Genomic DNA, 22226 nt, shown 5'->3' with positions numbered 1-22226 from the left:
ATAAAGGAATCTTCGCGGGCTACCCTCCAGGCTTTCGCTGCCGTATCGCGCCTATTTCCTTCTTTCTATGCAGGAATACGGATGAATAGTGGTTGCGCTTTTACAATTTCAACGTTATAAACATAATATTTCGCCTGATGTATTGGGGAGGAATTCCTATCTATTATCCGGGTGATGCGACAATTTACAAAAAAATCATGTTATAACGAGGAGGATCAATGGACCTCACGTTTGATAAGTTGGTGCTGTTAGAGCGAATGGAGTTAATTGCTAGATTGACCACTGCAGTGGAATGTCGTGAAAGAGACAAGGAGATAGCTTTGATGATGATAGCCGAAATTGCGCAGAGCATCCTGGATACGGATATTGTTCAAAATCAAAATAAAGAGGGATTGGCCTTATAGAAAATTACCTTTCGCGCTATTCCCAGGCATGATTGGATAATCTACCGAAGGTAAGCAATCTGTTTTTTATCAGCAAAACGGTGATATTCTCATCATTGCTTGCAAAATGTCGTGCCGGTTTTTCACGAGAAGGTTGATGAAGCGCATTAATACGTTATCAAAGTAAATAAGCTGGCTATGATTCCCAGTTTCACCGATCTGGAGGGTAAGTGTTGATGGATTGTTCGACCCCGCTTCATAGTGCTCATTTATTCGGCAGAAGGGGGTTCGTTCCTATTATCTCTTCTTGATAATAGATGCACAAAATTATTGTTAAAGATATTCATTGAAGATGGCATATTACAATTAATATATCCTATATCCCTGGTAAGTTTTACGATCGCGTCAAAAGAAAAGGAATGGCATCTAGAAGCAGAAGCATAAAATTTATTGTATTTCATGACGGTGCATAATATTACTGACGCTCCAGCTGCAAAACGCAGGATTTATTACCGGGGGCTTACTTGTTCCTTCCACCGTAGAGGAGAGTCAAAATGTTACTTTCATCTCTTTTTCGTTTTATTGAGTCAGGTGTCTCGCAGCGGTCAATAGTCATGTTGCGATTAATCGATGACATGATGAGCCTTCACGGCCACGGTAGCGGCAAGCTTGTGCTCAGCGATAAGGCCACGGTGGGATAGACTATAGGGGTATACGGTGGCGGCTTCACTCAGCCGTCCTTACCACACATGAAGAGCCGATCAGTTTTTATAGGGCGCTTCAACGCTCTGGTGTCGGCACGTATTCCGGCAGAGCCAGAGCGGTAGGCGTTTTTCTTGGCACTCTTTTGCCGTGCCTTAGGATGTGAGTAACCCCTGCCGCGGCGGGTATTCATTATGCCACTGCACCCGCGAAAAATGCGGCCCGCCAGCGCGGGAAAGCGGCTAGCGCCTAGGGGCGATTTCCCAAACCGGTAGCGGACGGTGTCATCATCGGCCGGACGCGTAGACGCCGAACAAGAGCCATACCTTCAACGGCACGATCATCAGGCGAGTGCTTCCCAGAGCCTGCACCCTTATGAGCCGCAACGCGACGTACGTAAAAGGCTCGGCCGTTTATGATACACAGAAGAGGACGGAGCGAGCGGCTAAGTCAGCGGTATTCGCGAACCGGCAGGCGGCGCGCCGCCAGGCTTCTCTCGCTATAGCGGCAGATGGGCAGCGCAGCGGCAAAAGCGCGACAGGCTTAACTCACGGCGGTTCTCGACCCTACTCTCTTGCCATTCGCGCCGGTGTGAGTTGGCTGTGGCAACGGTGACATTGTTTGCCACGATAGATATGCGCAAAGACCCGTCGAAGAGACCGTCATAATAATTCACCGTCTAGCTAACGGGTCCGACTCCAGCAAGTAAACGGTTACTTTGTCGTTGTCACCCAGGCAAATTGATATGCCTTTATCACTTAGTGAATAAGGTCAATTAACGGTTTATTGCCAGAGGATGACACAACGAATAGTTAAGGTATTAAGGTGATTAACTATTTGTTAAGTCGTCTCCCTTGATGATATCCTTTCAGTGCCGATAGTTAAATCAATAAGGAGAAATTGCCATGATGCACTGCCCCCTCTGCAAATCTTCAGCACACACGCGTTCCAGCCGTTATTTGAGCGAAACAACCAAGGAACGTTATCATCAATGTACTAATATCAACTGTGGGCATACTTTTAAAACCTTAGAGAGTATTACCGGGTCTATCGTCAAACCGGGCGTGGTGGCTGCGGTGGTGCCACACGCATGCGTTAGCACGGATTAGTGCGGCCAGGAAAATCTCTTTCGTCACTACTCCTCTTTAATCTGCGCTCAGGAATTAGACATGTTTGACAGGTGGTAGATAAATCTAATTAATTTCTTGCCGGACCCCATGTGGCGAGAGTAATTAATATCCTTCAGTCAGGTAATTAATGAGAAAGATGTGTATAAGACAATACGTCTTACCTGAGCGCTTATGACGAAATTGCTGCTGAAGATATTCAATTTTTTGTGATTCATCTCTAGGTATTTTTGTAATTTGATGCTAGAAAGGGCACGGCTATTTATGCCCTCTTTTTGCTATAGGTAATTATAAATTTACTAAATATATTTTAATAATAGTGGCATACACCGGGTAGTTTTTAGATGCTGCGTTAAATACATTGTGCTTAATGCGCATAGATAATTACCCTACTGCCAAAGGATTAAGAATAAATCTTTATTACTGTTCGGGTTCTGCTGCCGATTAATGACAGCCGCAACTACCACTCAGTATTGCTCATTAAGCCGGCCGGTTGTTGAAACGAATAAGTTTAGTGCTAAGGAACATCCGCCGTGTCTTGGGGCTAACGGCTATCCCGCCAGGACCCCCCAAGGCCCGTATCGGGTTAAGCCGTTGGCCAACGACTCCGCTGTGAAGAGGAAAGGCATCGGCTCCCGCGTTGCGAAAGGTATGCCGCGCCACCGCCAGGTAGTCTCAGCACCAGCGGCTGGCTCGGTATGGCGCGACCTGAAATAGCGTTATTGCCATGACGCCGCTGAGGACATAGACCGCCGGTTCGTAAGCATTTGGCTCAGCGTATGTGGGGGCCGGGGAGTCGTTTAGCAACGGCGTACTGAGGCGGAGATACGGAGAAAATGTTATCGACTAACGTTACACCAATGGTGTTGGATCTACCGGGTTAAACGTCAAGTTGGCGCGCCGTCAGCCATTCTACTCGAGCCGGGTCGCGGTGTGAGAAAAATGCGCTGATACCGGTATCCATCGCTTCAATTTGCGTCACGTCTTCGTCGCTTAGTTGAAAGTCGAAAACGTGGAAGTTCTCAGCCATACGCTCTTTTCGTACGGATTTTGCCAGCGATACGATGCCGCGCTGTGCTAACCAGCGTAGGATCACTTGAGCGGCGCTTTTGCCATAGTGATTAGCGATTGCCGTCAGCCGCGGGTGCTGAAATATCTCCTGACGCCCTTCAGCGAAAGGGGCCCAGGCCTGCGGTTGGATGCCTTTGCTCTTCATCCAGGCGACGGCATGCGGTTGCGCGTGAAAAGGGTTTATTTCTATCTGGTTAACCGCCGGAGGAATGCGGTTAAACGCCATCATATCGGCAAGGCGATCGGGATGGAAATTGCTCACGCCAATCGCTCGTATTCTACCCGCCTGATACAGTTCCTCCATTGCCCGCCAGGCGCCGTGGACATCACCGTAGGGTTGGTGAATCAGGTACAGGTCCAAATAGTCAAGTTGCAGGCGATGAAGGGATCGCTCGAATTGCGCCTTGGCTCCCTCATAGTGGGCATCCTGTAGCCAAAGTTTGGTCGTCACAAACAGCTCATGACGCGGCAAACCGCTTTGTTTTAAAGCGTTGCCCACCTGAATTTCATTTTGATACGAAGCAGCAGTGTCTATTAGGCGATACCCCACGTTAATGGCATCCAACACCGCGCGCTCGCATTCGACAGGCTCAGCGATCTGGTAGACGCCAAATCCCACCAACGGCATGGCGATGCCGTTATTTAATGTTGTGCTCTGCATCAGGTTTTCCTCTCTGTTTTACGCCTGCCAGACGCCGGCGGTTCGCGCGCGGCGGCGAAAGCGTCAACGCCTATTTGGCCAAGACTGGTTTAGCAAGATGATACGTGAATCGGCGACAGCCTATTAGTCGCCTTCCTGTGCATGCGTCTATGCGCCAAGCTCATTAATCGCCTGTAACCGTTATTCATTGCTGATAGCAATCGGGTCTGCAGATAAGCGCAGTGGGTTACTGGTTGTAGTAAGCGCTTTCTTGCGGTTCGTTAGCACGCTTGTTATCTTGGTCTTTCTGGTCACTGAATCGCTCCAGCTTGGCGGACAGGTATGTATACCTTAAGAGACATTAATCGCGGCAAAAATGCGGCGCTTCGCCAGCTTAAATTCAAAGCGCTAAATGCTTGGTTAAATTTGACCTGTCGCCCGCAGCACTGGGCGCTGGACAAGATTAAGCGGATCTTGTTGCTGCGTCTGGACGATAAAATCGGCGACATGGTGATTACCACCGGCACCGCCCGACAGTTGGCCGACAATGGCTATCACATCTCGGTACTAACCGGTCCCGCGTGCCAGACATTACTGGCCTGTTGCGATGCGGTACATCAAACCTACCGCTACGATAAGCGAATGTCGCTAACTGTTCTGCGCCAGCAGCGCTTTGATGTGATCATCGATTTTGACGATGTAGCGAACTACGAAAGGCTACGGCTCCTGCACCGCCTGGCGCCGCGATATGTCATTGGTTTCAATAAACCGGGTTTGGCGCGCTATGCGCCCCAGTTGGCCTGGCGAGACAGTGAACGGCATATCACCGAACGACATCGGGCGGTCCTGGCGCTGTTCAATTTACCGCCGGCGCCGTTTCTCTATTCTCTCGGGCGCGATCCGTCGGCCGTCGCCGCTCTGGCGCCTTATTTATCCCGCCCCGCCAACGAATGGCTTATTGCCATCAATCCGTTTACCGGCGCCGAAGATAAAGATTTTTCCCGCGAGCAGGTAGAAGGCTTGATCGCCCATTTGCGCCGGCGCGGCGTGCGTTTTCGCGTGTTGTTGATCGGCCGCGGCGATTTACTGAGTCGCTGGCGGATCGACGATGCGGCGTTTGTCGCCGATAGCACCATCAACACGGCGGTGGAGATCGTGCGCAGCGCCGATCTGGTGGTCAGCCCCGATACCTCCATTGTGCATATGGCCTGCGCCTTTAACACTCCGTTGGTCGCGGTATACAACACGCGTCGGCTTAAAGACAACGGGCTGGTAGGCTATAACATCTGGGCGCCGCATTACGATAATGCGGTACAGCTGGTCATCGATCGTCCCGCGGTGCGCGAGCTGCCGCTGGAAACGTTATTATCGGCGGTGGATGAGAAACTGGCCGACATGACTCGCTTGCGGGCGTCGTCTACCACCGTCGCGATGGGGGATTAGGCGGAAGACGCTCGGCTGCCGGCGCTGAACACCACCGCCAGCGGTAACCAAATCAAAATCCACGTCTCGCGTGGATTGCTTATCATAAACATGCCCTGCGAGGCGATAAACAGCAGCATGAACAGATACAGCGCCGCGTCCAGGCGATATTCCGATCGATAGGCGCGCAGCGCGCAGCGCAGGCCGAAGCCCAGCAGCAGCGCCAGCAACGCCAGGCCGATAGCCCCCCCCTTGTAAAGCGTACCGAGATAGACGCTATGGGCGGTACTGATGTGCGTGCCGTCGTAATTGATAAAGTTCAGCTCGTGGTTGAAACCCAGCCCGAACCAGGGATGCAGGCTCACTTCCGTCAAAACATGATGCCAAATGCTAATACGCAGGCCGGATTCGTTGCTCAGGCTCTCAAAACGCAACAACAACAGCTCGCCGACCGGGGTGAAAATCAGCATTAGCGCCGCCAGCAGCGCCAGCAGCGCGCCAAGCCATAGCGCGCGCGGCGCCGGGCGACGCCAGCGCAGCGTCGTCAGCGTGACCAGTACCAGCGCCAGTAAGGGACCGCGGCTTTGGGTCATCACCAGCATGGCCGCGGGGATGACCGCCAACAAGAGATAGCCGACGCGTCGCCGTTCCCGTGCGATTATCATGCTCAGCATGATGGCGATGGCGCAATAGCCCGCCAGATCGATCACGTTGTCAGGGCCGGGATTGAAGTCGGAAACTTTGCGAAAATAAAGGACTTTGCCGGCATCGGTGGCAATGGTGAACACCGACAGCGCCGTAACCCCGGCGATCATGGCGATCATCACCACATGACGGCTCGAATTCTGCAGCGCCAGCGACCCCAATAGGGTGAAGATAATCAGGTACAACCCGTGGGTCAACGTAGAGGAAGTTTGCCGCGCGTCGCCGCCCCAGATATTGCTAACGGCGAAATAGACCGCAAACAGGGCTATCAAGCTCAGTCCTTGTAACGTTATCCGATCCTGCCGCAGGTCACGGTAAAGCTGCCCGCGCATCAACAGACTTACCAGCAGCAGCGCGCAGGACGCATGGAACAGGTTGTTGACTTTCGTGACATTGCAAAACAGCGTGCTGAAAAACAGGAACGCCGTGAACAATATCAGCGCGGCATTTTCCAGCCTGGAGTATTTGTTGATCAACAGCATAGACGTTTTGGCCTTAGTTACACGGTTACATTGAGGATCAACGCAGATGGCAATCTACAGGGGAAAGAACCGGGGGGGCTGCGGCCAGAAGAAGGTCGTCGCGAAACGGCGGTTGCTGGCGCAGTGGCCGGCAGCCATACGGCGTGGGGGTCGACAAAATGGAACGCTCCATGAATCAAGATGGCCTCAGACTACATAATCCTTGAAAGAAAAGAAAGATGATGGACGATGACACGCCGAAAACAGATAATTCCTGCCTCCTGCCTCCTGCCTCCTGCCTCCTGCCTCCTGCCTCCTGCCTCCTGCCTCCTGCCTCCTGCCTCCTGCCTCCTGCCTCCTGCCTCCTGCCTCCAGCCTCCTGCTGCTTAATGCTCGATGCTCGATACTCGAAGCCTCGTACTGTTAATCTCTTTCCTTTGACGTCCTACCTCTTTCCACTCACTTCGTGCCTAAAGCCTAAAGCCTGAAGCTTGAAGCCTGAAGCCTAAAGCCTGAAGTTTGAAGTTTGAAGTTTGAAGCCTTATGACGCCGGCGCTGCGCATAATTCGCAACCGTCAATGGCCCAATGCTCATGCTGACCCGCTGGCTTACCAGCGGATAACCAGCCGCATTTCGTCTCTTTCTGCTAGGGCAATCGCAAAGGGTCAATCATTTGTCTCACCGTGCACAACGGAGTTCATCTCGTTTTTACCGGCATATTTCTGCGAGGGCGATCAGCGTTTTCTGACGCATCACGGAGCCTGGATAGCCGACGCTGGGCACCCTTGGGGTCACACCGACGTTTTTCTGTTTTGCGTGCCGCCAGGGCCAATGCCGATATACCGTGTCCTGCGGTTGACAGGGTGGACATTACCGCAGCGTAAGGTGGATCAAGAAATAAGCGGATTGGCGCAACCGTGGTTATTGCCGCCCGCGTTGTGGATGACGTCGCCGCAAACGGCAGCGCGATTGGCCATTGGCTATTGCGCGGAGGAGACGTTATGATAAAACCACTATTGGACTGACCAAAGGAGGGGAGGGTGGTCAGTCCAGCCTTATAGACAAAATGAATAGGGTGAGCATGAGACTATACCAAGAAATTGGACAGAAATTGCGCGATGCCATTTCTCGAGGCGCTTTCAAACCTGGCGATAAATTGCCCGCGGAGCGCGATTTGGCGGCGCAATTTGAAGTCAGCCGCAGCGTCGTCAGAGAAGCGCTCATCCTGCTGGAACTGGAGCAATGCGTCAAAATCCGCAAAGGTTCCGGTGTCTATGTCCTGCCATCGCCTGAAACGACATTATCCTCGGAGGCTTTGTCGGACAGCGTGAGCTGCGGCGTGTTTGAGCTATTACAGGCCAGGCAGCTTATGGAAAGTGAAATCGCCTCCTTTGCCGCCCTTCAGGCGAACAGAAACGACATTCAGGAACTGCGTAAAGCAATCGAGCTGGAACGGGAGCAGCTCTCTTCCGGCATCATTGCTGATGATACGGATGAGCATTTCCACTATCTGGTGGCGGCGGCGACGCAAAATGCCGCATTGGTGGCCATCATGCAAGAGAGCTGGAAATTGCGCAACCGGTCCGGTATGTGGCTCAATCAACATCGTGACACCAGCGATTTTAGCGCGCGCTGGGAGTGGTATGAAGACCGTTTACGTATTGTACAAGCGATTCAGCGCCGCGACGCCCGTGGAGCGAAGCGTGCAATGTGGCAACATATTGAAAATGTGAAAAATAAAATGCTCAAGCTGGCAGATACAGCGGCGGCCGATTTCGACGGCTACATGTTTACGTCCTCACCACTGAACAGCGATTGAGCTGGTAGCCATTAAAATTGGTCCGGCCGAAATGGCGTTTGTCAGCATTAAGTCAGACCAATTTTGTGTTCTGCTTCACATAATCGATTCAAGCGACTTTACCCGTAATTGAAGTCGCTATTATGCTCACTTCATACTTTCTGCTTTAGTAAACGAGAGATATAAAAAGCAGGCGATTGTCGCACGCGAGATAATAATAAGCGTGACGGTATGCGCCGTGCGTCAAACCGACACTCCCCAATATTTACCTCGCCATTCGCGTTAATGGCCGGTATTGCTATCGCTAAAATAAGAGAGAGCGCCATGGTTAATTACAGCCTTGCAAAATATAATCCCCTCGAAAAGATCATCACCTTCGATGATTTTAATCATGGCCATAACGGTTGGCTCGATTTGAGGCCGAATTTTGTTAAATCCGGTTTCGCGCCGCATTCTGAAGAAATCGACCTTATTCATTGGGGGCCGACAATGCTCTCGTCCGCTACCTTTCCGATGATGGGCACCCATGGCGCAATGAGCGGAAGCCGGTCTTTAAAGTTAACCACGCGCGCCAACAGTGCGCCCATTGACCAGCCGCCGGCCCCTGGGAGCATGGGACTGGCGATTAAACGTATGGCGGTACCCGGCAGCCTGCATTTATTGCAGGTTGAGGCCTGGTTCACCTATACGCCCGAACCCTCCGTTTCTGGAATCGGCGATAGAGATGTGCGGGCCTTCGGCTGTTTTGTTGATTTACAAAGCCAGGGAAATCGTTGGATGCCGGGCGTTCGCTACGTCAACAGCGCCGATGGGGAACAGATCAAACGCTGGCAATATTTTCGGGTAAGCGAGGGGGTTGATCACCGGCGCTGGAATTACGGCCATGACGGCTGGCACAAAGTTGGGGTCGATGGGCAATGGTATGGGCAACGCCAGGCTGATGGCGCGGGCGATGGGTTTCAATGGATTGAGGGAGGGGATCAGGATCTGGTCGCTAATGAAGCGGATGACAAAATTAATTGGATGTATTTGCGATTAACCATTGATGTTTCACGGCGGGAATATGTGGAATTGCAATGTATGGATAAAATTATGGATCTCCGCGGAAAACAACCCACGCTAGCCCCGGAATATAAAGGCATTACTGGATTATTGAATCCTGTTTTTTTTATCGAAACCGGGGCAAACCGTCGGGTTTTTCTTTACCTTGATTCAGTAGTCATTTCCACCGATGGTTACGTTAATCCTGCCAAGTAAGGAATATAATAATGAAAGAGTTTTATACCTCGGTCATTGAACTGCGCCAGCCTATCAGCCGGCAATTTTCCAGTGAACCTTATGAATGCGGCTGGGCGAATGAAGCGCTATTCTTTTTGACGGTGCATCCAGACATAGCCGACTTCAACACGATAGTGGTCAGGCCAAAAATTTCGCCTGATGGCGTGCATTGGGTCAATGCGCCCGGTGATGCCACGCTTATCAGCGAACCGGGATTAACCGCCATAGCGCAATCCCATTTCGGCGGATGGTTGCGACTTGAGCTCTCCCTGGAAGGCGCCGCACAAACGGCGATGATCACATTGCATTTGGCATTGAAGGGGTAGGTTATGTCCGATCCAAAACGTTCTGCCCTGGCCTCGACGGTGGGGACCGCTCTTGAGTGGTATGATTTTGCGCTATACGGTATGGCTAGCGCGCTAATTTTTCCCTATGTTTTTTTTCCCGAAATGAGCGGCGCTTACGGTGTTCTCGCTTCCTTTGCCACTTTCGGCGTTGGTTTTTTCGCGCGTCCCTTTGGCGGTCTAATTGTCGGTTCCTTAGGGGATAAACTCGGGCGCAGAGGTATGCTGTTTTTTACCCTGGTGCTCATGGCCGTCTCCACCACGCTTATCGGGCTGATACCGGCGTATCATACTATTGGCCTCTGGGCGCCGATATTGCTGGTTATCTGCCGACTTGGGCAAGGGTTTGCTGCGGGCGGTGAATACTCAGGCGCAGTATTATTATCCGCCGAACATGCGGGGAAAAAGAACCGGGGCCTGTTCGCTTCAATTCCCGGCGCGGGAAATGCGTTGGGGTCGATCATCGCGAGTCTCGCCATCATCGCCGTCCAGCAAATGCCAAAAGAAGAGATGATTAGTTGGGGATGGCGCATCCCCTTTGTCGCTTCATTTGTCATCGGTATTGTCGGTATTTGGATACGGATCGGGGTCGCCGAGAGCCCGGAATTTAACGCCGCCAAAGCGACGCATCCCGCAAAACGCCTTCCGCTGTTTGAAATTATTCAGCGTAAGCCACGCAATTTTATTGGGGCTTTTCTACTCAGCATCGGGCCAAACGTCACGTCCTATTTGCCTTCGGCGTTTGCGCTAACGTACCTTGTCGCGCACGTCGGCGTTGATAAGAGCGTGGGGGTAATGGGGGTAATGATTTGTAATTTTATCAAATTCATTACCGTTCCTTCGGCCGGCGCTTTGAGCGATAAGTTTGGCGCAAAAAAAGTTTTTTTAGCGGGGGCTTTCGGGCTGGGGGTATTAATGGTGCCGTTCTTCTTATTGCTGAATACCGGAGAACAGGGCCTGATTTGGCTAGGGATGTTCCTGATTTATTGTTTGTGCAACGATGCCATGCTCGGCGCGCAGGCGGCTATGCTGTCGGAGGCTTTTCCTCCCCATATACGTTACACCGGTATGGCAAGCAGCCGTGAGCTTGCGGGCGCCATTGCCGGAGGAACATTACCGTTTATCGCCGTTGCACTGCAAAGCAGCGCCGGCGGGGAATGGTGGCCGATTGCCGTTTATGCCATTTCACTGGCGATTCTGGCCGCAATAGGGGCATTGTTGCTAAACCAGGGGCATCACGACTGGCAAGACCAGCCAACGCGCAACGAAACGGCCACGGAGTATTAATCATCGCTCGCCCGTTGGGCGGGCGAGTATTTTGATCCAAACCCACACTTATCGCCGGCCAATTTGCGCGGCAGGCGGATAAGACCTTTGGAACACAAATGAAAGAGAAACCGGGTTGCCCTTGGCGTAGATGCAACCGGTTGACGTCGTGTGCGGTGATAGGTAAAGCCATGCTAAATCTCTTACCCGTTTTATATCCTGCTCATAAGGCATATGCCCCTTAGAGTGACGTCCTAACCTCTTTTCCGCAGCCACTTCAGATAAAGCACAACGTCAACTGTGACCGCAGGTAACCTGCAACCGCGCCTGAGTGACTTGGTGAAAGAGTGTTCTATCGTACAACAGACGGTTATTGTTAAATCATTTATTATCTTCAGTATACGGTGGCCAAGTAACTTTACGATTTGAGATTTCAATGGATTGTATGTTATTGGCATTCGCTGGAGCAAAATCAATATCGACCTCGGTAATTACCGATATGTTCATTAAATAAGCCATTTTGGCAAAATGACATATCGCATCGCTTTTGGCTAAGTGCCACTGGTCAGAATAGTATTTATCATTGTCGTCGTGTATTGCCACATAACATTTATCATTGGTGGCTAAAAGTCCGGTTACTTTGCCTTTGAGTTGATAAGCATTGCTCTGTTTGGTTATCCCCAAACTCATTAGCGGTAAAAAAATTAAAGCGAACATTAACCTATAGAAGTTATTCATGATGACTCCCAATTTTATAAAGATTCAATCAGCAAATATTAAAGAAATTTCTCTGGTCGTTTCACAAACTGTCATAATCTCTTAATTGTTCAATTTTTCAGCCTCGGCGGTTCTAAGATATATAGAAAAGATTTCTTAGGCATAGATTGATTTCATGGCGAAAATGATGATGATATAGGGCGGCTGGGGTTTTGGGTCGGGCGTCGATAGGTAAGTCACGATGTTTGATGTATTTATCAAGGATTGTTAGGATCCCCGTCACGATTAATTATGAACAGGTAATTTTGTTGCCATTTTCCCATCGACGACGTATTCGGCTTCAAATCATAAGCATGAGCAGCGTCACGAAATATATGGTGATGAGTTTGATAATAAGTCAATATCAAGTTAGGGTATAGGTTATAGTTTTCTCGATTGCGGCGTAGAAGGTGTCGCTCAAGCGCACGTTCAATTTGACCTACAGAGTTTATCTCCAACTCCCGCTCAGCTTCAAGGGCTTCCGTTACCGACACGAATATTGATTCCTCTTCTTTGCCATAACACGTTGGCTCCTAGCCATGCGCCAGCAACGCTCTGGTTGTCACAAACTATTGGCGCCTGTAGCAAACCACTGTTCTAGAGTCCTGGAGTAAACTCTTTAGAAAGCCGTCCAATTTACGAAGCTGACAAATGAAAACAAGAGGATAGATATCAGGATGTGAAGCCTTTAATGGCGAAATTCCAATGATTTTTTTGCTAATCGAGGAAGGAGTAATTCAATATGATAATCCTTGTATTTAGAATTCCCGGTTCATCAGTCATCTCTCAGAATTATATGGCGATAAAAATGCCTTAACGGATTTTAGTGTAGCCCGCAATTTATTTCATGCGGACGCCCAGGGCTGAATATGATGATGATCGTGCTCTGCCTATTGTCATAACGGGAATTTATTACCGCTTTGAAGACAAGCATAGGATTGCCTTACTATCAGTTCCACCGACTGTACTGATAAGACGTCGTAAAGCAACTGACGGAGCAGACGGCTGACTATAGCCTTAGCAACACCGGCGCGCCGACCAACGCGGCGGCAATGCGTGGCAACGGTACCCGTGCCGATGAACTCATCGAAGCTTTCTCTCCAATCATTGTCTAATTTCCGCTATTCCCTCCTTGTACCGTACCCGAATTAATGCATTTTTTCTTTATATCCTACAAACGCATTCTCAATAGGTCCATCATTTATACCTTGCCCAAAGCAGAAAAATAATTATAAATGACGTACCACCTTTGCAACGCTGCGTGAATAGGACGGAATAATTATGGAAGTGACGAAAACGGCGCTACACCGTACCCGCCTGCGGTTTTCGCCATGGAAATGATTCTAGTTTTGTTGACCATACAAACTATCAGACCAACCCGTGCCAGAGCTAAGGCTTTGACGGCCGCTCACCAACTGAAGTGTGTGAAATGGATTTCATAAATTTCAATTTTTGTATAGTCGACGGACTGACGTGCTGAAAGCCGGAGCCAGACCCCATGCGGAGTCAACAACGATAACGTGAGTGTTAAACTCCAGTCATCAACGGAATACAGTAAACGGGGGGAACCGGACTAGTCTTGCTTGGTAATCTTTAAGGGATAATTGTGACGAAAACTGAACTGCAAATACTTTTCCCAACCAGCGCTTCATCAAGTTGCTATTATTTCACTTGCGTCTGTCGCATACTCAGTAACGGAGTAATTACATACTCTCGAACAATTCAATATTTTTTACTAGCAGTGATAAAGGTTTATAAACTTAAAGGGATCTATCGGAATCATAACAACCTTTAATTATTTATAATCAGTTTATTAAACGGTAATCTTATCGGGCGTAATGGTTGTCACGGTTGTCCGATGACGGCTAAAATTTAACGTAGGGGGCAAACTGCGATATTAAACATCTGAGGGGGGTAAAAACCAGCTCGCAAGCTGGTTAAAATTTACTGGTCACGGTTTAGCTGATAGCGCTGGGATCACGTGTAACGGGTCGCGCTCAATGGCTTTCAAAAGAGCCTTAGCTGGCCCAGTGGGTTCACGTCTGCCCTGTTCCCAATTCTTTAACGTATCAACATTGACCGAAATCAGCTTAGCGAACCCGCTTTGTGACAACCCTGTAGCCGTCCTGATAGCTTTAACCTTAACGGCGATAACATTTGTCTCGCGAGAGGGTTCGCGGGAACCCTCGATGATTTCATTCATTTGCATCATACTTTCTTTCAGACGCTCAAATAGTTTTTTTTCCATTACCAGCCCTCGGTTAACGCCCTTAACTGGCGCTTGTCGCCCTCGGATAAATCATCCTGGACGCCTTTTTTGTAGATCAGCAACAGCCTGATTTGTGATTCAGTGACCTTGTGATAGTAAATCACTCGGACACCTCCACGTTTGCCCTTGCCTCTGGCCGCCCAACGGATTTTACGCAGCCCGCCAGTATTTTGAATTACATCCCCCCAATCGGGGTTATCTGCCATGAACTGCTGAAACTCACGGTATTCGTCATCGTTCAATAGTTCCTTTACATCTTCGGTGAAAATATGGGTTTCGATAAACAGCATGATTTAGTACGTCAATGGCGTATGCTTTAAACAATGCTATCACATCGTGGGTCTAAGTCAATGGCGTACAGTCCAGCGAACATTACACGTTTTTCTCGCTGCGTGGTGCCCACCTGCTGGCTATGTGCGCCAGAACGCGGGTTGCCAAAGAGTTTCGTCGTTGGGTGCTTAATATTTTTGACCGTAAGGGGAAGCCGTGAAAACTGTCACCAGTGGAATAACCAATAGCTATTTGCCCGTGCTTCGTAAAACCAGCGACTATTAACGACAGCAGATACTTTACCCGACATCGCACAATTGGAGCTAAGTAAGAGCGGCGGAGGTGTCCTGATCATTTTTTCAATTCAGAGTGATCCTTCTCACATTACCAGAGTAGAAAAAACGTATTTGCAGATGATGGGGGATTTGTTCGGTCTCTATCACCCAACCAAAAAAGAGATTAATCAGTGCGTTGTCGGTATCAAGCTGATCCGTAGGGGACAAAAGGGGGCAGTGGCAAGACAGATAACAAAAAAGCCACCGTGAGGGATGGCTTAATTTCATGATTTCAATCACTTAATGTGGTGGCCCCTGCTGGACTTGAACCAGCGACCAAGCGATTATGAGTCGCCTGCTCTAACCACTGAGCTAAGGGGCCGAGTGGGCGTTGATTATAAATGATGGCGCCAACGGGGTCTATAGTCTCCCCCGCCAGATGGATGATTTATCGCCGTTTTTTGGCTAGAATCGTTAACACTTCGGCGCCAGTGCCAGAGATAAATGAGAGGGATCAATAATGGAAGATATTCTCAGGCAAGGGCTACGGGTGGTGTTTTGCGGCATCAATCCGGGGTTATCCAGCGCACATAAAGGGGTACATTTCGCCAATCCCAACAACCGTTTCTGGAAAACGATTCATTTGGCGGGGTTTACCTCAAGTCAGCTGCGGCCGGAGGAAGAGCAGCGGCTACTCGAGACCGGCTGCGGGATCACCATGCTGGTGGCGCGACCCACTACCGAAGCCTCTGAGCTGTCGCTGGCGGAATACCGCCAGGGCGGCGAGCGGCTGATGGCCAAGATAGAAACCTATCAGCCGCAGGCGCTGGCGATTTTAGGTAAGCAAGCGTATTGCCAGGCGTTTCAGGTAAGGAACGCCCCCTGGGGACGGCAGGAACGGCGCATCGGCGTAACGCAGCTCTGGGTACTGCCCAATCCCAGCGGGCTGAACCGTATGAGCGGTGATGCGCTGCTGGCGGCCTATCGCGCACTGGCCGACACGCTCCCTCCCTACTGACCAGCGCACGGGCCATACCGCCGCTTAAGCGAAGGACAATAAAAAACCCCGCGGGTGTCCGCGGGGTTTTATCGTGCGTTGTGACAGGCCGTTCCACGCCTGCCACAACGGGACTTAATCGTCCAGGAAGCTGCGCAGCACTTCAGACCGGCTCGGATGCCGCAGTTTACGCAGCGCTTTCGCTTCGATCTGACGAATACGTTCGCGGGTGACGTCGAACTGTTTCCCTACTTCCTCAAGCGTATGGTCGGTATTCATATCGATACCGAAGCGCATGCGCAACACCTTGGCTTCGCGCGCGGTAAGACCGGCCAACACATCATGGGTCGCTGAACGCAGGCTCTCGGAGGTGGCGGAATCCAGCGGCAGCTCGAGGGTCGTATCCTCGATGAAATCCCCCAGATGCGAATCTTCATCGTCGCCGATAGGCGTTTCCATGGAGATAGGCTCTTTGGCGATTTTCAGTACCTTACGGATCTTATCTTCCGGCATCAGCATGCGTTCGGCCAGCTCTTCGGGCGTCGGTTCGCGTCCCATTTCCTGCAGCATCTGCCGGGAGATACGGTTGAGCTTGTTGATGGTCTCAATCATATGCACCGGGATGCGGATGGTGCGCGCCTGGTCGGCGATAGAGCGGGTGATGGCCTGGCGGATCCACCACGTGGCGTAGGTCGAGAATTTGTAACCACGACGGTATTCAAATTTATCCACCGCCTTCATCAAACCGATGTTCCCCTCCTGGATCAGATCCAGGAACTGCAGGCCGCGGTTGGTGTATTTTTTGGCGATGGAAATAACCAGACGCAGGTTCGCTTCGACCATTTCTTTCTTGGCGCGCCGCGCCTTGGCTTCGCCGATCGACATGCGGCGGTTGATATCCTTCACCTGCTCGATAGTCAGACCGGTTTCTTCTTCAATCTGCCGCAGCTTTTGCAGGCTGCGATGCACGTCATCATCGACCTCATGCAGTTTTTCCGACCAGGGCTTGTTCATGGCCAACGCGGCTTTGAACCAGCTTTCGCTGGTTTCATTACCGGCGAACAGCGTGACGAAGTTTTTCTTCGGCATCTTGCTGATTTCGACGCACAGCTTCATGATCAAACGTTCCTGGGTACGCACGCGATCCATCATGGCGCGCATGTTGTTGACCAGGTAATCGAACTGCTTCGGCACCAGGCGGAACTGTTTGAACACGTCGGAAAGATTCAGAATCTCCGCGGCCGATTTGGCATGGCTGCGCCCGTTGGTTTTGATGACATTGCGCGTGATTTCATACTGCTCACGCAGCTCGACAAATTTTTGGCGCGCCAGCTCCGGATCGATGCTGTTATCGTCGTCCGTGCTGTCGTCGTCGCCGTCCTCTTCATCCTCGTCGTCGTCATCGGCGATTTCGTCGGCGGAGAGTTCAGAGCCGATATGGGTCGCGGTGGGCGCCATATCTTCTTCCGCGTTGGGATCGACAAAGCCGGTGATAAGATCGGACAGGCGGGCCTCGCCGGCCTCGACGCGATCGTACTGTTCCAGCAGGTAGGTGATGGCCTCAGGGTACTCGGCGACCGAGCACTGAACCTGATTAATGCCATCTTCGATACGTTTGGCGATATCGATCTCGCCTTCGCGGGTCAGCAGCTCCACGGTACCCATTTCGCGCATATACATGCGCACCGGGTCGGTGGTGCGGCCAATCTCGGACTCGACGCTGGACAAGACCTGCGCCGCGGCTTCCGCCGCATCTTCGTCGGTGTCGGAGGTGGTTTCGGCCAGCAGCAGGTCATCGGCGTCCGGTGCTTCTTCCATCACCTGGATGCCCATGTCATTTATCATCTGGATGATATCTTCGATCTGATCGGAGTCGACGATATCCTCCGGCAGATGGTCATTGACCTCGGCAAAGGTCAAATAGCCTTGCTCCTTACCACGTGTGACAAGCAGCTTGAGCTGTGACTGCGGGTTTTGCTCCATAAGACGGTATCCACACTTCAGAGTAATAATCGGTGTTGGTTGGTGAAAGCGCATCACCAACAAGAGATCTGGGCTTTGTTTCGCGCCGTAGCCCAATACGGCATTGCGCAGGGTCTTGCCCTGCCAGATATAGGCAATTAAGCCTCGTCATTCAGGTTTTTTTCGCCAGCGCCTGATTCAGCGACCAGAGCTCCTGGCGTTCTTCGGCCGTTAGGCCGTGGGTCCGGTCGCGGGCGATAAGCGCTTCCTGGCGGTGTTCAAGTATGGAGTCGTAAAGACTCGCCAGGGTGTCGACAAATGTCGCCTCGATCATCTCATCAATGATCATGTGGTTCCAGGTCGCCAGAGTTTCAAGCTGTGAGGAGAATTTACTCTCCCGATAATGCTCCAGCAGTTGGCCGGTCGTTAACCCCGGCTGGGCCTGGCAGGCCTCGACTAACTCGATAAACAGCGGCACGCCCGGCAGATTTGCCTGCTCAAGCCCCTGGACCGTGGGGACCAGGGCGGAAAGCCGCGGATGTTGCACCAGCAATCCTATCAGTATACGCATGGTTGTGCGTTTTATCCGCGGCTGCGGTGAAATATTTGCCTTTAGCGCCGCCTTGGGCAGCAGTTTCTCCAGCTGGCTGTCGTCAAGGATCCCCAGTTTATTGCCCAACTGCTGGCGTAGATAAAGACGCAATGTCTCCCCCGGCACTTGTCCTATCAGCGGCAACGCCAGGGTGCTGAGTTTGGCGCGGCCGTCGGGGCTGCTTAAATCTACCTGCGGCATCAGCGTTTCAAATAAAAACGTCGATAGCGGCTGCGCCTGTTCGATGCGCTGTTCAAACGCCTCTTTACCAATTTTGCGCACCAGCGTATCGGGATCTTCGCCTTCCGGCAGGAACATAAAACGCAGTTGGCGGCCGTCGCTCAGGTAGGGCAGCGCGTTTTCCAGCGCGCGCCAGGCCGCTTCACGCCCGGCCCGATCGCCATCATAACAGCAGATCACCCGATCGGTGGCGCGATACAGCAGTTGAATATGGTCGGCGGTGGTCGAGGTGCCCAACGAAGCCACCGCATAGTCGATGCCGAACTGCGCCAGCGCCACTACGTCCATATACCCTTCGACCACGAGCAGCCGCGATAATTCCGGATGCTGTCGTTGGGCTTCATACAGACCGTACAGCTGGCGGCCTTTATGGAAAATGTCGGTTTCCGGCGAGTTGAGGTACTTTGGCTGCCCCTCGCCTAATATCCGCCCGCCGAAGGCGATAACGCGGCCGCGTTTGTCGCGGATCGGAAACATGATGCGTTCACGAAAACGGTCGTAGGTTCGACCGGTGTCGTTGACCACCAGCATGCCGGCGTCGTTGAGCGCGGCGCGATCCTCGGCCGAACGGCCGAAACGCTTAATGACATTATCCCAGCCCGGCGGCGCGAAGCCGATGGCGAAATGCGCGATGACCGCTTCGCTTAGCCCGCGCCGTTGCAAATAGTGATCGGCCTGCGTCGCCGTCGGCGCCTTCAACGCCTGCTGGTAAAAGCCGCTGAGCTTGTCCATCAGCTGATACAGACTTTGACGCTGATGGCGCTCCTGCTGATTCGGGCCGGAGCCGGTTTCATACGGCACTTCCAGGCCGTGTTGGGCGGCCAGTTCCTCGATGGATTCAACGAACTCCAACCGATCGTAATTCATCAAAAAGTCGATGGCGTTGCCGTGGGCGCCGCAGCCAAAACAATGGTAAAACTGCTTTTCGCCGTTCACGGTAAACGACGGGGTTTTCTCATGATGGAATGGACAGCAGGCGTGAAAGTTCTTGCCCTGCTTTTTGAGCTTTACCCGCGCATCGATCAGATCGACGATGTCGGTACGCGCCAACAAGTCATTGATAAAGACACGTGGGATTCGTCCAGCCATAAGCCCTGTCAGGTAAGCACTTGAACGACAACAAGCCGCGCAATCCTTCCGGACGGCACGGCCTTCGTATGCAACAGCTAAGTCTGCGGATTAATCACGCGGTCGGGGTAGCTCGCACCCCGGAAAATCAATACAGACGAGTGCGGCGTGCGTTTTCGCGAGCCAGTTTCTTGGCATGACGTTTAACGGCAGACGCTTTAGCGCGCTTACGTTCAGTCGTCGGTTTTTCATAAAACTCGCGACGACGAACTTCGGCCAGAACACCCGCTTTTTCGCAGGAACGCTTGAAGCGACGCAGTGCTACGTCGAAGGGCTCGTTTTCACGTACTTTGATTACCGGCATGTGCCTCTCACCTCGATAGAATTCGGATTTTGTCGCTGACCTGTGCCAGCCTTTTCAAAATGGTGCGGAATTTTACTTCAAGCCTGCCCGCTTTGTAAAGCGCCGCGCTGCATGATCTTATGATCCTCGCGCCCCGTGCGGCACAAGCCGCTGATGTCAGGAGCAAAATAGCGCCAGAGGCGCGCAAAAAAAACGCCACTGGGCAGAACTGCCGATGAAAAAACCCGTATCAATCGGCGTAATCGTTTAATTAGGGCGGCGGCTTGGGCTAACGGCAAGATCGCGGTCGATCGACGCGGGATCCTGCTGGGGCAGGTCAGCGACAGGCCGGCTTTTTTATCATGACGGCCGCCGGAAAGATAGCGGTTTACGCCAAAGCGTGGTCCCAACGCCTCGTCGCGGCGTAGACTATGATAGACTGTGCGCCGCAAAAAAGGGTGGTAATGACTATGCACGTATTGGGTATTGAGACGTCATGCGATGAAACCGGCGTGGCGATTTACGATCAGCATCAAGGGTTGCTGGCTAATCAGCTGTACAGTCAGGTGAAACTGCACGCCGATTATGGCGGGGTGGTGCCGGAGCTGGCCTCCCGCGATCATGTCCGCAAAACCGTGCCGCTGATTCAGGCGGCGCTGGCGCAGGCGGGTATGCAGGCGTCAGATATCCACGGGGTGGCCTATACCGCCGGACCGGGATTGGTTGGCGCGTTGATGGTCGGTGCCACCGTCGGCCGCGCGCTGGCTTATGCCTGGCGGGTCCCGGCGGTCGCCGTGCATCACATGGAGGGGCATCTGCTGGCGCCCATGCTGGAGGCAAACCCGCCGGCGTTCCCGTTCGTGGCGCTGCTGGTTTCCGGCGGCCATACCCAGCTTATCGCGGTGACGGGTATCGGCGAATATCGACTGCTGGGTGAGTCTATTGATGATGCCGCCGGCGAGGCGTTCGACAAAACCGCCAAGCTCCTGGGGCTGGATTATCCCGGCGGGCCGATGCTGGCGCGTCTGGCACAGCAGGGCGTGCCGGGACGTTATACTTTCCCGCGCCCGATGACCGACCGGCCGGGGTTGGCATTCAGCTTCTCGGGGTTGAAAACCTTCGCCGCCAACACCGTTCGCGCCGGCGCCGATGATCACCAGACGCGTGCGGACATCGCGCGGGCATTCGAGGACGCCGTGGTGGAGACGCTAATGATAAAATGCCGGCGCGCGCTCGATCTCACCGGTTTCTCGCGGTTGGTGATGGCCGGCGGCGTCAGCGCCAATCACTCCCTGCGCGCCAGCCTGGGGGAAATGATGCGCCAGCGGGGCGGGGAGGTGTTCTACGCCCGTCCTGAGTTTTGTACGGATAACGGCGCGATGATCGCTTATGCCGGCATGGTGCGGCTGCAGGGCGGGACGCGGGAGGATCTGGCGGTGTCGGTACGGCCGCGCTGGCCGCTGGAGGAATTACCGGCGCTCGGTGCATGAGCCGGTTTCGTTTTGCTGGGTCATTACCGGCGCTCGGTGCGTGAGCCGGTTCTGTTTTGCTGGGTCATTACCGGCGCTCGGTGCATGAGCCGGTTCTGTTTTGCCGGGGAATTGCCGGCGCTCGGTGCGTGAGTCAATGTTTGCTTTGTTGCTGGTCGATATCCCGGTCTTTTTGTCGGCGGCGCCAGATGCGGCTTTCTTGACCGCGCCACAGCCGCTGAATATTGTCATGGTGGCGCAAGAGCACCAGACAGGAGAGCATTGCGACCGGGAAGGTGAACTGCGGTTTGAACCACCAGACATAGAAGGGCGCGATCAAGGCGCTGACGATCGCCCCCAGCGAAGAATAACCGGAGAGCAGTACCGTCAGAAGCCAGGTGCCTATCATCAGGCCGGACAGATCATAGCCAATGGGCGCAATAGCCCCCAAGGCGGTAGCGACCCCTTTGCCGCCGCGAAAGTGAAAGAACACCGGATAAATATGGCCGAGACAGGCGGCAATCGCCACCAGGCCCAGCCAGAACGGCGGCAGACCGAGGCCGTAGCCTATCCACACCGGGATCATCCCTTTGAGTATATCGAATACCATCACGCCCGCGGCCGCCAGTTTGCCGCCGAGCCGCAGCACATTGGTGGCGCCGGGATTGCCGGAGCCGCTGGTACGTGGATCCGGCAGACGCGCGACTTTGCAGATCAGGATCGCGCTGGATACTGAGCCGCACAGGTAGGCGAAGATTATCATGCCAATCGCGATAGCATTCATAACC

Annotated in this window: 18 protein-coding genes and 1 tRNA gene; 9 read left to right on the top strand and 10 right to left on the bottom strand. The window is 52.6% G+C overall.

Going from position 1 to position 22226, the window contains the following annotated elements:
- Positions 1 to 218: 218 nt before the first annotated feature.
- Positions 219 to 404 carry a hypothetical protein gene (locus SANT_RS18580; RefSeq protein ID WP_025423743.1) on the top strand — a complete coding sequence of 62 codons (186 nt, stop codon included), beginning with the start codon at positions 219 to 221 and terminating at the stop codon, positions 402 to 404.
- 1586 nt (positions 405 to 1990) lie between these two features.
- Complete coding sequence (locus SANT_RS23585; protein WP_071882046.1) at positions 1991 to 2194, top strand: ogr/Delta-like zinc finger family protein; 204 nt, start codon at positions 1991 to 1993, stop codon at positions 2192 to 2194.
- An 898-nt stretch (positions 2195 to 3092) separates the two neighbouring features.
- Here the strand turns inward: SANT_RS23585 and SANT_RS18575 are convergent.
- The gene (locus SANT_RS18575; protein WP_025423742.1) at positions 3093 to 3944 is read right to left on the bottom strand and encodes an aldo/keto reductase; all 852 of its coding nucleotides are present in this window, start codon (positions 3942 to 3944) and stop codon (positions 3093 to 3095) included.
- 321 nt (positions 3945 to 4265) lie between these two features.
- Between SANT_RS18575 and SANT_RS18570 the strand changes: the two genes are divergently transcribed.
- Positions 4266 to 5366, top strand: coding sequence for a glycosyltransferase family 9 protein (locus SANT_RS18570; RefSeq protein WP_025423741.1), 1101 nt, complete (start codon positions 4266 to 4268; stop codon positions 5364 to 5366).
- Here SANT_RS18570 and SANT_RS18565 read toward each other — a convergent pair.
- The gene (locus SANT_RS18565; protein ID WP_038668793.1) at positions 5363 to 6532 is read right to left on the bottom strand and encodes an O-antigen ligase family protein; all 1170 of its coding nucleotides are present in this window, start codon (positions 6530 to 6532) and stop codon (positions 5363 to 5365) included. The two genes, SANT_RS18570 and SANT_RS18565, sit on opposite strands and share 4 nt — an antisense overlap.
- 1060 nt (positions 6533 to 7592) lie before the next feature.
- On the opposite strand from SANT_RS18565, the gene SANT_RS18560 reads away from it, so the two are divergent.
- From SANT_RS18560 to SANT_RS18545, 4 genes are all read left to right on the top strand, one after another.
- Entirely contained in the window at positions 7593 to 8330 is a 738-nt protein-coding gene (locus SANT_RS18560) for a GntR family transcriptional regulator (RefSeq protein ID WP_025423739.1), read from the top strand.
- A gap of 303 nt (positions 8331 to 8633) precedes the next feature.
- The gene (locus SANT_RS18555; protein ID WP_025423738.1) at positions 8634 to 9566 is read left to right on the top strand and encodes a DUF6772 family protein; all 933 of its coding nucleotides are present in this window, start codon (positions 8634 to 8636) and stop codon (positions 9564 to 9566) included.
- Between the two features lie 11 nt (positions 9567 to 9577).
- Positions 9578 to 9913 carry a hypothetical protein gene (locus SANT_RS18550; protein WP_025423737.1) on the top strand — a complete coding sequence of 112 codons (336 nt, stop codon included), beginning with the start codon at positions 9578 to 9580 and terminating at the stop codon, positions 9911 to 9913.
- Positions 9914 to 9916: 3 nt separating this feature from the next.
- On the top strand, positions 9917 to 11218 hold the full coding sequence (locus SANT_RS18545; RefSeq protein ID WP_038668790.1) for an MFS transporter: 1302 nt from the start codon (positions 9917 to 9919) through the stop codon (positions 11216 to 11218).
- 360 nt (positions 11219 to 11578) lie between these two features.
- Here SANT_RS18545 and SANT_RS18540 read toward each other — a convergent pair whose 3' ends face one another.
- From SANT_RS18540 to SANT_RS18525, 4 genes are all read right to left on the bottom strand, one after another.
- Positions 11579 to 11935, bottom strand: a complete 357-nt coding sequence (locus SANT_RS18540; protein WP_148296325.1) for a hypothetical protein — start codon at positions 11933 to 11935, stop codon at positions 11579 to 11581.
- A 1969-nt stretch (positions 11936 to 13904) separates the two neighbouring features.
- On the bottom strand, positions 13905 to 14201 hold the full coding sequence (gene nadS / locus SANT_RS18535; protein WP_025423734.1) for a NadS family protein: 297 nt from the start codon (positions 14199 to 14201) through the stop codon (positions 13905 to 13907).
- Positions 14201 to 14512: a toxin HigB-2 gene (locus SANT_RS18530; protein ID WP_025423733.1), complete on the bottom strand. Its 312-nt coding sequence runs from the start codon at positions 14510 to 14512 to the stop codon at positions 14201 to 14203. Before SANT_RS18530 ends, nadS begins: the two co-directional genes overlap by 1 nt.
- 561 nt (positions 14513 to 15073) lie before the next feature.
- Positions 15074 to 15149, bottom strand: a tRNA-Ile gene (locus SANT_RS18525).
- Positions 15150 to 15284: 135 nt separating this feature from the next.
- Here SANT_RS18525 and mug point away from each other — a divergent pair.
- The gene (mug, locus tag SANT_RS18520) at positions 15285 to 15785 is read left to right on the top strand and encodes a G/U mismatch-specific DNA glycosylase (RefSeq protein WP_025423732.1); all 501 of its coding nucleotides are present in this window, start codon (positions 15285 to 15287) and stop codon (positions 15783 to 15785) included.
- 114 nt (positions 15786 to 15899) lie between these two features.
- Here the strand turns inward: mug and rpoD are convergent, their stop codons facing one another.
- From rpoD to rpsU, 3 genes are all read right to left on the bottom strand, one after another.
- On the bottom strand, positions 15900 to 17747 hold the full coding sequence (gene rpoD, locus SANT_RS18515) for an RNA polymerase sigma factor RpoD (RefSeq protein WP_025423731.1): 1848 nt from the start codon (positions 17745 to 17747) through the stop codon (positions 15900 to 15902).
- Between the two features lie 151 nt (positions 17748 to 17898).
- Positions 17899 to 19647, bottom strand: coding sequence for a DNA primase (dnaG, locus tag SANT_RS18510; RefSeq protein ID WP_025423730.1), 1749 nt, complete (start codon positions 19645 to 19647; stop codon positions 17899 to 17901).
- A gap of 127 nt (positions 19648 to 19774) precedes the next feature.
- Positions 19775 to 19990: a 30S ribosomal protein S21 gene (gene rpsU, locus SANT_RS18505; RefSeq protein WP_001144069.1), complete on the bottom strand. Its 216-nt coding sequence runs from the start codon at positions 19988 to 19990 to the stop codon at positions 19775 to 19777.
- Between the two features lie 449 nt (positions 19991 to 20439).
- On the opposite strand from rpsU, the gene tsaD reads away from it, so the two are divergent.
- Positions 20440 to 21459 carry a tRNA (adenosine(37)-N6)-threonylcarbamoyltransferase complex transferase subunit TsaD gene (gene tsaD, locus SANT_RS18495; RefSeq protein WP_025423728.1) on the top strand — a complete coding sequence of 340 codons (1020 nt, stop codon included), beginning with the start codon at positions 20440 to 20442 and terminating at the stop codon, positions 21457 to 21459.
- 133 nt (positions 21460 to 21592) lie between these two features.
- Here the strand turns inward: tsaD and plsY are convergent, their stop codons facing one another.
- Positions 21593 to 22222, bottom strand: a complete 630-nt coding sequence (gene plsY / locus SANT_RS18490) for a glycerol-3-phosphate 1-O-acyltransferase PlsY (protein ID WP_025423727.1) — start codon at positions 22220 to 22222, stop codon at positions 21593 to 21595.
- Between the last annotated feature and the right edge of the window lie 4 nt (positions 22223 to 22226).

The organism is Sodalis praecaptivus, assembly GCF_000517425.1.
Taxonomy (GTDB): Bacteria; Pseudomonadota; Gammaproteobacteria; order Enterobacterales; family Enterobacteriaceae; genus Sodalis_A; species Sodalis_A praecaptivus.
This window is presented reverse-complemented; position numbering and strand designations above follow the sequence as displayed.